This is a genomic window from Paenibacillus sp. J22P15, from assembly GCF_056269345.1.
In genome coordinates, this window is the sequence record NZ_JBWDNT010000003.1 from 440,871 (window position 1) to 453,326 (window position 12,456).

11 protein-coding genes are annotated in these 12,456 nt (G+C 46.7%); all 11 read left to right on the forward strand.

Going from position 1 to position 12,456, the window contains the following annotated elements:
- Positions 1-17: 17 nt before the first annotated feature.
- Positions 18-1,304 carry a homoserine dehydrogenase gene (locus tag AC0YN6_RS10385; RefSeq protein WP_475746704.1) on the forward strand — a complete coding sequence of 429 codons (1,287 nt, stop codon included), beginning with the start codon at positions 18-20 and terminating at the stop codon, positions 1,302-1,304.
- A 5-nt stretch (positions 1,305-1,309) separates the two neighbouring features.
- Positions 1,310-2,299: a homoserine kinase gene (gene thrB / locus AC0YN6_RS10390; protein ID WP_475746705.1), complete on the forward strand. Its 990-nt coding sequence runs from the start codon at positions 1,310-1,312 to the stop codon at positions 2,297-2,299.
- A 2-nt stretch (positions 2,300-2,301) separates the two neighbouring features.
- Positions 2,302-3,171, forward strand: a complete 870-nt coding sequence (gene pheA / locus AC0YN6_RS10395) for a prephenate dehydratase (protein ID WP_475746706.1) — start codon at positions 2,302-2,304, stop codon at positions 3,169-3,171.
- 201 nt (positions 3,172-3,372) lie between these two features.
- Positions 3,373-5,634, forward strand: a complete 2,262-nt coding sequence (locus tag AC0YN6_RS10400) for a LysM peptidoglycan-binding domain-containing protein (RefSeq protein WP_475746708.1) — start codon at positions 3,373-3,375, stop codon at positions 5,632-5,634.
- Positions 5,635-5,816: 182 nt separating this feature from the next.
- Positions 5,817-6,389: a BofC C-terminal domain-containing protein gene (locus AC0YN6_RS10405; protein ID WP_475746709.1), complete on the forward strand. Its 573-nt coding sequence runs from the start codon at positions 5,817-5,819 to the stop codon at positions 6,387-6,389.
- Between the two features lie 262 nt (positions 6,390-6,651).
- Entirely contained in the window at positions 6,652-7,155 is a 504-nt protein-coding gene (gene ruvC, locus AC0YN6_RS10410; protein WP_475746710.1) for a crossover junction endodeoxyribonuclease RuvC, read from the forward strand.
- A complete protein-coding gene (ruvA, locus tag AC0YN6_RS10415) occupies positions 7,152-7,787 on the forward strand; it encodes a Holliday junction branch migration protein RuvA (protein WP_475746711.1) in 636 nt (211 codons plus the stop codon). Before ruvC ends, ruvA begins: the two co-directional genes overlap by 4 nt.
- A 19-nt stretch (positions 7,788-7,806) precedes the next feature.
- Positions 7,807-8,808: a Holliday junction branch migration DNA helicase RuvB gene (gene ruvB / locus AC0YN6_RS10420; protein ID WP_475746712.1), complete on the forward strand. Its 1,002-nt coding sequence runs from the start codon at positions 7,807-7,809 to the stop codon at positions 8,806-8,808.
- Between the two features lie 6 nt (positions 8,809-8,814).
- Positions 8,815-9,282, forward strand: a complete 468-nt coding sequence (locus tag AC0YN6_RS10425) for a thiol-disulfide oxidoreductase DCC family protein (protein WP_475746713.1) — start codon at positions 8,815-8,817, stop codon at positions 9,280-9,282.
- Positions 9,272-11,395: a SpoIID/LytB domain-containing protein gene (locus AC0YN6_RS10430; RefSeq protein WP_475746714.1), complete on the forward strand. Its 2,124-nt coding sequence runs from the start codon at positions 9,272-9,274 to the stop codon at positions 11,393-11,395. Before AC0YN6_RS10425 ends, AC0YN6_RS10430 begins: the two co-directional genes overlap by 11 nt.
- Positions 11,396-11,405: 10 nt before the next feature.
- On the forward strand, positions 11,406-12,452 hold the full coding sequence (gene queA / locus AC0YN6_RS10435) for a tRNA preQ1(34) S-adenosylmethionine ribosyltransferase-isomerase QueA (protein ID WP_475746715.1): 1,047 nt from the start codon (positions 11,406-11,408) through the stop codon (positions 12,450-12,452).
- Positions 12,453-12,456: the final 4 nt, after the last annotated feature.

Here is a 12,456-nt window from a genome sequence, read left to right on the forward strand (position 1 = left end):
GATAATGGAGGGTATATATGAAGCCGGTTAAAGTTGGTTTGTTAGGTCTAGGAACTGTAGGCACAGGCGTAGTGCGAATTGTTGAAGGTCATCAGGAGGATTTGGCAAGCCAGGTTGGCTCGCCGATCGTAATAGAAAAAGTACTTGTTCAAGACAAAAACAAATCACGTAATATTGCAGTTGATCCAAGCAAGCTTACAGAGGACCCTTGGGAAATTATTCGTCACCCTGAAATTGACGTTATCGTTGAGGTAATGGGCGGAATCGGGCTTACGAAAGAATATATATTAGAAGCACTATCCCTCGGCAAACACATAGTAACGGCAAATAAAGATTTGATGGCAATGCATGGCCCTGAAATACTGGCCAAAGCCAAAGAAAATCGCTGCGATGTATTATATGAAGCAAGCGTAGCTGGCGGCATTCCAATTATTCGTACACTTGTGGAAGGTTTCTCATCCGATCGTATTAATAAAATTATGGGTATCGTAAATGGCACAACCAATTTTATTTTGACAAAGATGAGTCAAGAGGGTGCATCCTACCTAGATGTGCTTAAGGAAGCACAAGAACTCGGTTATGCTGAGTCTGATCCAACATCGGATGTTGAAGGTCTTGATGCTGCGCGCAAAATGACGATTCTTGCTACGATTGGATTCCGCGCAAATGTAGCGCTTGAGGATGTATCTGTTCAAGGTATTTCTTCTGTTAGCAAAGAAGATATTTTGTATGCGAAGCGTCTAGGCTACGAAGTGAAGCTGCTTGGTATTGCAGAGCGGCAGGATGATCTGATCAGCATCAGCGTTCAACCTACGATGGTTAAGCAATCGCATCCAATTGCGTCTGTTAACGGCGTGTTTAATGCGGTTTATGTACATGGAGAGGCTGTAGGCGAAACGATGTTCTACGGTGCAGGAGCAGGTGAGCTTCCAACAGCAACCTCAATCGTATCTGATTTAGTTGCAGTAGTGAAGAATCTGAAGCTTGGTGTAAATGGCATGCAGGGAAGTCTTGCTTACAAAGAGAAGAAGCTCAAAACCGACGAGCATATCTCATCCAAATATTTCATGCTGCTTGAGGTAGCAGACCGTGCTGGCGTTCTTTCACGTATTACACAAGTATTCGCTGACTTTGAAGTGAGCTTGGAATCGGTACTGCAGCAGCCAACACCGTCTAATCCGGAAGCCGAAATCATTATCATTACTCATGACGCGAATAAAGCAGCTATCCAGAAGGTACTGGCTACGTTTGAATCGCTGGAAGTCGTTCATAAAGTGAAGAGCGTCTATCGCGTAGAAGGATAAATCTTATGAATAATCGCAGAGTTATTGTAAAAGTACCGGCAAGCACAGCAAATCTAGGTCCCGGTTTTGATACGCTCGGAATGGCGCTTTCGCTTTATGCATGGATTGAGATGAGCGTATCGGACCAAACGGAATTTCAGTTTTACGGTGATCAAATGAATGGCTTGCCGAAAGACAAGTCTAATTTGATCTATAAGGTAGCACAGCTCGTCTTCGAAGAAGCAGGCGTATCAGTGCCTGAGCTTTCGATCTCGATGCACAGCGACATTCCGCTTACACGCGGCTTAGGCAGCAGCGCATCAGCAATCGTAGGCGCTCTTGTTGCATCGAACGCTTTGATTGGCAGTCCGCTCACGGACGATAAGCTGTTCCAAATGGCAACGGCATTGGAAGGGCATCCTGATAATGTTGGCGCTTCGTTATTTGGCGGTATTATCGTTTCAGCTTGGGATGGGGAGCGAGCGGATTATGTGAGAATTGAGCCGCATCAAAGGCTGAAGACGCTAGTCGCGATCCCAGCCTTTCAATTGTCGACGGAAAAAGCACGCCACGCGCTGCCGTCTTCAATTAGTATGGCTGACGCTGTATTCAACGTAAGCCGCAGCTCTTTGCTCGTCGCAGCGCTTGCTGGCGGCGAGCTCGGTATGATTCGTCATGCGATGAAGGATCGGCTGCACCAGCCTTACCGTGCAGCGATGATTCCCGGCATGACGACTATTCTGGAGCGCGCGGTAGATCATGGCGCGCTAGGCGTTGCGCTAAGCGGAGCAGGGCCGACGCTGATTGCATTTGTCGAGGATGTAGAAGCTGGAGTGGAACAGGGCTCAAATGAATCCATGCTCGAAACATTTCTGCTGGATACGATGAAGCAGGAGGGCATTGAAGCGGCGACGCTGTGGCTGTCGCCTTGCACTAAAGGTCCACAAATTACGATAGAGGACATGGCTAAGCAGCCTGCGGTCCTTCTTCCTGACAGAATTAAAGGAGACTTGTAGTAATGAAGACGATAGCGGTATTACCAGCTGGTTCTGTATCGGATGAAGCTGCGAGACATCTATTTCGTGGAGAAGATGTGAGCTGGAAACATCACAGGCTAATATCAGATGTGTTTCTATCTACTGTCAATGGAATAAGCGATTACAGTATTATTCCGATCGAGAATACGATAGAGGGTTCTGTGAGTCTACATATGGATTGGCTCGTTCATGAGGTTGATATTCCTATTCAAGCAGAGTGGGTATATCCGTCTATTCAGAATTTGATTGGCCGTCAATCCGAGCTTATAGATGATAACGGGGAAATAGACTACTCACGTATTACTAAAGTAATTAGTCACCCTGTGGCAATCGCTCAGTGTCTGCAATTTCTACGGACGCATCTTCCGCATGCCGTGACGGAACATGTTAGCAGCACAGCTGAGGGCGTTAGAATTGTTCAAAACAACCCGAATGCAGGCTGGGCAGCAATAGGCACAATGACGGCTGCTGCAAATGAGAAGCTTGATGTTATCGCAAGTGCAATTACGGATCATGACAACAATTACACTCGTTTCTTGCTGGTTGGATCAGAGCCCTATACAGCTCGTCAATCAGATAACCAAAAAACGAGTATATTGATAACTTTGCCAGAAGACTATCCGGGTGCGCTCCATCAGGTTCTAGCTGCTTTTGCATGGCGCAAAATCAACTTATCCCGTATCGAATCGCGTCCAACGAAGAAGAAGCTTGGCAATTATTATTTTTTTATCGACATTGACATGGCACTGGATACTGTACTTCTGCCATCAGCTATTCAAGAAATTGAAGCAATTGGCTGCCAGGTTCGCGTATTAGGAAGTTATCCAAGCTTTTCAGAGATCAAGAAATAATAATAGCGTTTGTCAGTTATAGCATTTGAAACATCCATGTATATATAGAAAGCCGAGTTCACTCTGAGGGGTGACTCGGCTTTTTACTATTTTTTTTGTGAAAGTGGAGACACACGCCCATATTCTGCATAGGATGTATGGATTGATAATAGGCATTAGCAGTGCCTGATTATTCAGAACGTGACAGGAGGTTAACAACGAGTGAAAATCCATATTGTGAAAAAAGGCGAATCCTTATACTTTATCGGCCAAAAGTATAACGTATCGCTCGAAGAACTTTTGAAGCTGAATCCGGGTATTACGAATCCGGATGCCATTGATGTTGGCATGAAGCTGAAAGTTCCGTCAAGCCACACGGGAGGCTCAGGAGGTGAAATGGATATCATGCATCAGCATGTTGTAAAACAAGGGGATACGCTTTGGAAGCTTTCGAAAGCTTGGGGTGTGCCTTTAGCGGATATGATCAAGGCAAATCCACAGCTTAAAAACCCTAATGTACTGCTTACAGGTGAAATTGTTAACATTCCTAAGGCAAGTGAGTCTATGCATGAAGGTACTGGCGGACATAGTACAGGACTTAGCACTGGACAGCATGCAGTGCATAATACTGGAGGAGCTCATCCCCTTCACCCGAGTTCAATCATGCAAGGCGTACAGGGCTGGGTCGGAAAGCTTTCTACAGCTCCAATTATAGGGAAAACACCTACAGGACCTATTACAGGCAAAACGCCAACAGCACCGATTGCACCAGCACCAGTTGCTCCGGCTCCCGTAGCTCCAGTTCAAGAAAAGAAACCAACAGCTCCAATCGTGAAGCCTGTAGCGCCAGCTCCTCTTCCTGAACCTAAAGCGGCAGCGGTAGAGCCAGCCAAAAAAGCGCTGCCGATCGAGAAGCCTGTTGAGAAGAAGCTTAAACCGATTCATTCTGAATATAAGCCTAATGTTGATTTATTCAAGCAATATGGCATTCCGGCAACCGAAGCTTTGTCCTTGTATAATATGCCAAAAGCGCCTGAGATGGTATCGCCAGTCGCACAACAACCTACTTACGGTGGATATGGACACGGTCAGCCAATGACCATGCCAGCTCAAATGGGGTACGGCTATGGGCAACCTATGGTTATGCCAGTTCAAACGGGATATGGTTATAGTCACCCGATGACTATGCCAGCTCAAATGGAGCATGGTTATGGTTATGGTGAATGGCACCAGCCAGTGCCATTTGGCAGTACGGTGAGTCCTATCAATGAAGGTCATGAAGCGCCGTTTGAATGTCCTCCTGGAATGGTGTTTGTTGGAAGCTATCCATCAGTTTCGAATATGCCTATGGGTGTTGGACCAGAGTGGGGACATGGTTATCCAATGGTTAATCCGCTCCAGCATGGCATGGTATCGCCGCTGGCGACTCAGCCGAACCAAGGGATGGTATCGCCGCTGGCGACTCAGCCGAACCAAGGGATGGTATCGCCGCTGGCGACACAGCCGAACCAAGGGATGGTATCGCCGCTCGCGACTCAGCCGAACCAAGGGATGGTATCGCCGCTGGCGACACAGCCGAACCAAGGAATGGTATCGCCGCTGGCGACACAGCCGAACCAAGGGATGGTATCGCCGCTGGCGACACAGCCGAACCAAGGAATGGTATCGCCGCTGGCGACTCAGCCAAACCAAGGAATGGTATCGCCGTTCGCAACTCAGCCAAACCAAGGAATGGTATCGCCGCTCGCTACTAAGCCGAACCAAGGAATGGTATCGCCGCTGGCGACACAGCCGAACCAAGGAATGGTATCGCCGCTGGCGACACAGCCGAACCAAGGAATGGTATCGCCGCTGGCGACTCAGCCAAACCAAGGAATGGTATCGCCGCTGGCGACACAGCCGAACCAAGGAATGGTATCGCCGTTCGCAACTCAGCCAAACCAAGGAATGGTATCGCCGTTCGCAACTCAGCCAAACCAAGGAATGGTATCGCCGCTGGCGACACAGCCGAACCAAGGAATGGTATCGCCGTTCGCAACTCAGCCAAACCAAGGAATGGTATCGCCGCTGGCGACTCAGCCGAACCAAGGAATGACATTCCCGACTAGCATGCAGCCAGAGTATGGTTATCACTCAGGCTACGGTCATAGCGGACATGGGAATGTAATGTCAGCTCAAGTACAGAATGATGGCGGTTATGGCTATGGGTATCCTGTAGCAGGTTTCTCAACATACTCACATCCATATCAAGCAAATCCAGGCTGGCCGCAAACGGCAGGTGTGGGTAACACTAAACAAGATGACTGCGGATGCAAAGGCAATCGATCGGATCAAACCTCTGCAAAGGTGGAAGATGTGGAAATCGAGAAGCCAGCGAAAACAGTTGTACAACGGAAAACAAACAAGAAAGCTGTTATTCGGACAGTTTCCTCAAGATTCAATGTACCGAAAAATCGTGGCAATCAACCGTGGATAAATCGATAAGAAAATAGAGGAAGCCCCAAAGACGATTAAAGTCCTTTGGGGCTTTTTTATATTACTTGAATATTTATGTAAACATGGCGCATACTATCAAAAAATAGAATGAAGGGGTCTTCCCTATGATGGAATTCAGCCTTTGGAAAAACGTGAAGAAGCGTTTGCGCAGAAAGCGGAGGCCAGTTTGGATGTTAGGAGTAATCACGTTTTGCTTAATGGCGGGGTGGCTTTTTCTTGCTAATGCAAAACATGTAACTGCTGCGCCAGAGCCGCTCATGAATCAAAGCAGCGTTATTCAAGCACTGGAGAAGCAAGAAGGACCGCTTTCTGTTAAGCTTCGACTTGTCTATGTGTGCGGTGAGGAATCGAAGCAGCTAGGAAGTATGATGAATAAGGAGATTGTTCAGCTCATGCTAGAACATCCAGAATGGAAGGCAAATCTGAATCAAGAGCAAGATTTGCTTTCTTTCGAGCAGCGAATTGAAGACTTGTCAGAGCATTGTAAAGCCAACGCGTATATGGGGGTCGATAAGAAGGGCAATCTTACTCTTTTTGATGGCGCCCCCAAGAAGGAGAAGGTCGTACGCACCTTTTTTCAGCTAGATGTAAGATATATGGAGAGCAGTTTGCCACAGGACAAGCTGGAGCAGCTGAGTAAAGGGATTCGAATAAGTGATATGGCTGAATACAATAGCGTGTTGTCTACCTATAGTGACTACGCGATTGAGCCAAATCAGAAAGTATTGAAACCAGTGTATTAGAATTAGTTATGATCAAGGAGGTCACACTTCACCGTGTGATCTTCTTTTTTGCATGTCTATAGTCCGAAATATCAAACGCGCGTTCTCATTCACGTCAAGTTTTGCTATAATGGATGAAGCAACTTTCAGTGAGTATGTAAAGAAAGTAGTTTTACCCTGTAAAACTAAGCGTATGCTTACGAAGCAAGTTTTGCTTCACAAAACTTAAGCCTATGCTTACGAAGCAAGTTTTACCTTGTAAAACTTTTGAGGAGATGACCGTTTGCGCGTTCTTGGAATTGACCCTGGTTATGCGATCGTTGGATTTGGATTTATAGATAAGATCGGACACAAGCTTACACCCGTGCAATACGGAGCCATTCAGACGGAAGCCCATACGCCTTCAGAGCAGCGTTTATTACAAGTTTACGAGTCTGCGGGCGCTTTGATGGATAAATATAAGCCAGATACTGTCGGAATAGAGAAATTGTTTTTTAATCGAAACGTAACGACTGCTTTTGATGTGGCCCAAGCTAGGGGCGCCATTATTTTGGCTGCTGCGCAGCGTGGATTGCCAGTTGGAGAATATACACCGCTTCAAGTAAAACAGGCCGTTGTTGGTTATGGCAAGGCAGAGAAGAAACAAGTGCAAGAAATGGTTAAAGTCTTTTTGAAGCTTTCGGCGGTGCCTAAGCCTGATGATGTTGCCGATGCGCTTGCAGTGGCTATTTGTCATGCACACTCCGTCGTATTGAATCAGAAAATTAATGAGGTGAAGCGTTCATGATCGATTTTTTAAGAGGCAATGTCGTACATTTAGAATCAGAATATATCGTTCTGGACGTAAGAGATACCGGTTATCGGGTATTTACCCCTAATCCGTACGCATTTGCCAAAAAAGAAGAGCCGGTTATCGTCTACATACATCATAACGTCCGCGAGGACGCTGTTTTGTTGTTTGGATTTGAGACGAGAGAAGAGCAAACGTTGTTCCGTAAGCTGCTGGAGGTATCCGGAATCGGACCCCGCGTCGCTTTAGGTATTTTATCAGGCGGTCGACCGGATGCAGTCATTGCAGCTATTCAACAGGAGAATATCGCATTTCTCATTAAGCTTCCCGGCATAGGAAAGAAAACCGCGCAGCGGATGATACTAGATCTGAAAGATAAGCTGATTGGAGCGGGGCTGGATGGAGGACTTTTGACAGCCGCAGGCGTAGCGCTAGATCTTACTTCGAGCAGACATTCGGGTCAAGGTGCAGGCACCGCTTGGCAGGAAGCAAGGGAAGGCCTTGCAGCACTCGGCTACACCGCTGTGGAACTAGATAAAGCATGGAATGGCTTGCAGCATAGTGTAACGGCTGAGGAAACGGTCGATTCTTTAATGAAAAGAGCTTTGCAGCAGCTATTTAAAGGGTAAAGGAGGGAGATGAAGGCAGATGGATGACAGAATCATTTCCGCCAACCTGATGATGGAAGATCAGGCAGTTGAACTCAGCTTGAGGCCCCGCTATTTAGCCGAGTATATTGGTCAAACGAAGGCCAAAGAAAATTTGAAAATATATATAGAAGCAGCGAAACTGCGCAAGGAAGCACTTGATCATGTTCTGCTATATGGACCTCCGGGCCTTGGTAAGACAACCTTGTCAAACATTATTGCAAACGAGCTCGGAGTCAGTCTTCGCACGACATCGGGCCCTGCTATTGAACGTCCTGGTGATCTTGCTGCACTGCTGACAAACTTACAGGAGGGTGATGTACTCTTTATTGATGAAATTCATCGCCTGCATCGTACAGTTGAAGAAGTGCTATATCCGGCAATGGAGGACTTTGCGCTCGATATTATGATCGGTAAAGGGCCAAGTGCCCGTTCAGTTCGGCTCGATTTACCGCCGTTCACCTTAATTGGAGCGACTACTAGAGCAGGCTTGCTGTCGGCACCGCTTCGCGACCGTTTTGGCGTAGTAAGCCGACTTGAATTTTATACGATGGACGAGCTAGCATTCATCGTAGCTAGAACAGCAGAAATATTGAACGTTGGTATCGTAGGAGAAGCGGCGTCTGAGATTGCAATGCGGTCACGAGGAACCCCTCGAATCGCGAATCGCCTGCTAAAGCGAGTACGTGATTTCGCCCAAGTGCGGGGCGATGGCGTTATCACACATGATATTGCCCGTTCAGCGCTTGAGCTGCTGCAGGTAGATCAGATGGGTCTGGATCTTATCGATTTCAAAATGCTGCAAGCGATGATGACGACTTTTGCCGGCAGGCCTGTTGGACTTGACACTATTGCAGCGACGATTGGTGAAGAAAGCCAAACGATTGAAGATGTGTACGAGCCATATTTAATGCAAATTGGTTTCTTACAGCGAACACCACGTGGGCGGATAGCGACTGAAAATGCCTATCGTCATTTAGGTCTTCCGATGCCAGGGAGGTAGCTCTTCATGCATACAAGTGCAAAAGGTGCTTCTGAGAAACTCTATGTTATCTACGATGGACATTGCAATCTTTGTCTCGGTTCCATTGCGAAGTTAAAGGAGCTGCATTCACACGCGGATCTTCACTATGTACAGATTCAGCAATTGGAGGCGGCCGGCAATATTAAAGAGCTAGTTCCCCCAGTGGATCAGTTGAATTTTGCACAGTTGTATGAGAAAATGCATGTTGCTGATGAGCATGGCCAGCTGTTTGCTGGCGCAGACGGAATTGTTCGGATAATGAGAACCGTAAAGGGTTTCCGCTGGATATCTGCTATTTACGGAATACCAGGCATGGAGCGTTTCGCGAATCGTTTGTACCGATTTGTAGCAAAAAGAAGATATGTATGGTTTGGATCAACAGAACAAAGTTGTTCCGTTAATGGCTGCGAATTGCCGCAGAACAGAGGGGAGAATAACAAGAATGTCAATTAAACAGACTATAAAGCGCTACGTGATCATGACGTTCGCAATAGTACTGCTAGCGACTGCGTGGACTGGTTCTCCATCACAAGCCGCAGTACCAAAGCTTGATATTATCCGTGTTGCTTTGTATATGCATTTGCCTGAGAAGAAATATGATGATACGACACCAGCTGTTACATTCTCATCAACGAGCGGATTGAGCGTCGGAGTGCGACAACCGGACGGCATCAATAATTGGTTTAATGTAGATGGAACAACTACGGCTCGATTTGGCATGGAGAACTATAAAGTGAATGTATATGAGTCTCCTACTTTTGCTTCAGCACTGGCTGTACAGAAGAGGCTGCAGGCTTTGAAGGGAGCGGCGTTCCTAACCTCCCTTTCGAAAAACGGAGCTATTGTCTACCAGGTTATTGAGGGTACATACAAGACAGCAGCTGAGGCAGCTGCTGCTAAAACCAAATGGGCTGGTGATAGTGAGCTTTCTAAGCTTGTAGGCGGCTTTAAATCAGTGCTTCAAGGGCCGCTTCATTTGGAAAGTGGAACATATCCGAGTAAATCTGCTGCAATGGCTGCTGCAGCAAGCTTCGGAGCAGCAGGATTGGATGCTTTTGTAGCTGTTCGTTCACAGCAAAATGGAGTATCCCAGTACTCTGTTATCGTTGGAGCTGCTGCGACAGATGCTGATCTTCAAACGATCAGGGCAGCAGCGGCAAATACTTCAGGCGGAGGCGCATTGAAGGATGCAGATACAAGCTCACCTTACTTGTTGATAAGAAACGATCATACGATCAGTGCCAAAGCGGAAAGCAGTTCAGAGCTTTATTTGTTTCCAGGAAGTGATACGAAAGTAACGGTCTCGCCAGCGGGGACGGACCCGATAAAGCTGACGGAACGCAGCAATCGCAGCTACCGGGGACTGTTTGAACTGAGCGTACTGAATGGAAAGATGGCGGTTGTTAATGAGCTGCCATTTGAACAATATCTATATTCAGTTGTAGGCGTTGAGATGTACCCGACATGGCCAATAGAAGCGCTTAAGGTACAAGCTGTAGCAGCACGTACCTACGCTTTATATAAAGGTCTAGGTTTCCAAATTGCGCATGTCGTTGATACGACTTTAAGCCAAGCCTATTACGGAGTTAGCTCAGAGCGCCCGTCAACAATAACTGCCGTTGAAGAGACAGCAGGTCAAGTCGTATTGTACAAAGGAAAAGCGATTGAGGCCATTTACTCAGCAAATAGCGGTGGTTTTACGGCGGATGCCAAAGAAGCGTGGAACAATTCGGTTCCGTATTTGCAGGCAACGAAAAGCCCGGATACTTCGTCTGAGACTAAGCTGCTTAACTGGTACCGTGTTGTAGTTCCAAACGGATCCATCGGATATATTCGAGAGGATTTACTTAACGATACTGGACAAAAGACCGCAGCTGGCAGCGTTATTATGCAAGTGAATACGAACGGTACTAAGGTTCGCAAGCACCCGCTCGTTCAGGATACTATTCCTGTTATTGCACAGGTAGAGAACGGAACACAAGTTGTCGTGCTGGACAAAAGCATCGAATCCAATTCAATGACATGGGTTCGCGGTCCTTATAACGCACAAGAAATGTTAACGGTTATTAATTCTAAATCGAAGACTCCAATCGCAGGTCCTCTGAAAACATTAGAGGTGAGTCAGCGCGGCGCTTCAGGGCGTGCTACAGAAATTTTGGCAAATGGACAGAAAGTGGTTGTAAACTATCCAGTTGATTACCGTGTTGCATTAGGCGTGCAAGGCTCGTTGCCGAGTACGTTGTTCAAGATCGAGGAGACAGCTAAGGTATCACTGCTCGGACAGAACTCGGCGACGCGCAACAAGCCGTCAGATTCTGCTCCGGTATATATGATTAGTGCGGGTGGTCAGAAAGTAGAAGCTACCAATGCTAATATGTTTATTCTAGATGGCAGCGGACAGATGCGTGCAGCTACGAAGGAGCCTAACTATCGTTTTATCGGCTCTGGTAATGGACATGGAGTCGGTTTATCACAATACGGAGCATTAAGCCTTGCAGAGCAAGGGTATGACTATCAATATATTTTGAAATACTACTACAAAGATGTAACCATCGCTAAGGAATGATTGAATCGATATGAACGTAGAATGGTTTGATTTTGAACTGCCGGAACGGTTAATTGCCCAGACACCTTTGCTTGATAGAACGGCTTCAAGATTGCTAGCTCTAAATAAGCAGTCAGGTGAAATTACACACAATAGATTTACTGATTTAGAACAATATGTTCAATCTGGAGATGTACTAGTACTAAATGATACAAGAGTTATTCCTGCCCGCTTAACGGGGATGAAGAGTGATACTGGCGCAAAGATCGAGCTGTTGTTATTGAAGCAGTTTGAAGATGGCAGTTGGGATGCACTCGGCAAGCCTGCGAAACGTCTCAAGGTCGGCACAGCACTTTCATTTGGAGACGATGGAGAAGGAAATCCATTGCTGCGCGCTGTAGTCGAGCAGGAAGGCGAGATGGGCGGAAGAACGATTCGGTTTGAATATGAGGGTATCTTTCAAGAGCTGCTTGATCGTCTTGGTGAAATGCCGCTGCCTCCTTATATTAAGGAAAGGCTGGAGGAACGCGAAAGATATCAGACGGTATACTCAAAGCATGCGGGATCCGCAGCTGCGCCTACGGCGGGTCTGCATTTCACAGATGAGTTTCTTGAAAGGCTGCAGGCAAAAGGTGTAAAGCTGGCGTATGTTACATTGCATGTTGGACTGGGTACATTCCGGCCAATGTCAGTGGAGTTAGTTGAGGATCATGAAATGCATGCCGAATATTATGAGCTGAATGAGCAAAATGCGGCAATTATTAATGAAGCCAAACGATCCGGGGCACGTATAATTGCTGTAGGGACAACCTCATCGCGAACACTGGAGACTGTAGCAGCTCGTTTCCAAGATAGTCCTATCGAGGCTTGCAACGGTTGGACTTCCATATTTATTTTTCCAGGATATGAATTTAAATTGGTAAATGCCTTGCTTACTAATTTTCATCTGCCAAAGTCAACGCTCGTTATGCTTGTAAGTGCGCTGGCTGGACGAGATGCTGTTATGAAAGCCTATGAAGAAGCGGTCGCTCATGAATATCGTTTTTTCAGCTTTGGCGATGCGATGTTTATTTATTAATTAG

Coding starts and splice junctions, on each gene's coding strand:
- AC0YN6_RS10385 (WP_475746704.1), top strand. CDS start 18: ATGAAGCCGGTTAAAGTTGGTTTGTTAGGTCTAGGAACTGTAGGCACA.
- thrB (WP_475746705.1), top strand. CDS start 1,310: ATGAATAATCGCAGAGTTATTGTAAAAGTACCGGCAAGCACAGCAAAT.
- pheA (WP_475746706.1), top strand. CDS start 2,302: ATGAAGACGATAGCGGTATTACCAGCTGGTTCTGTATCGGATGAAGCT.
- AC0YN6_RS10405 (WP_475746709.1), top strand. CDS start 5,817: ATGTTAGGAGTAATCACGTTTTGCTTAATGGCGGGGTGGCTTTTTCTT.
- ruvA (WP_475746711.1), top strand. CDS start 7,152: ATGATCGATTTTTTAAGAGGCAATGTCGTACATTTAGAATCAGAATAT.
- ruvB (WP_475746712.1), top strand. CDS start 7,807: ATGGATGACAGAATCATTTCCGCCAACCTGATGATGGAAGATCAGGCA.
- AC0YN6_RS10425 (WP_475746713.1), top strand. CDS start 8,815: ATGCATACAAGTGCAAAAGGTGCTTCTGAGAAACTCTATGTTATCTAC.
- AC0YN6_RS10430 (WP_475746714.1), top strand. CDS start 9,272: ATGTCAATTAAACAGACTATAAAGCGCTACGTGATCATGACGTTCGCA.
- queA (WP_475746715.1), top strand. CDS start 11,406: ATGAACGTAGAATGGTTTGATTTTGAACTGCCGGAACGGTTAATTGCC.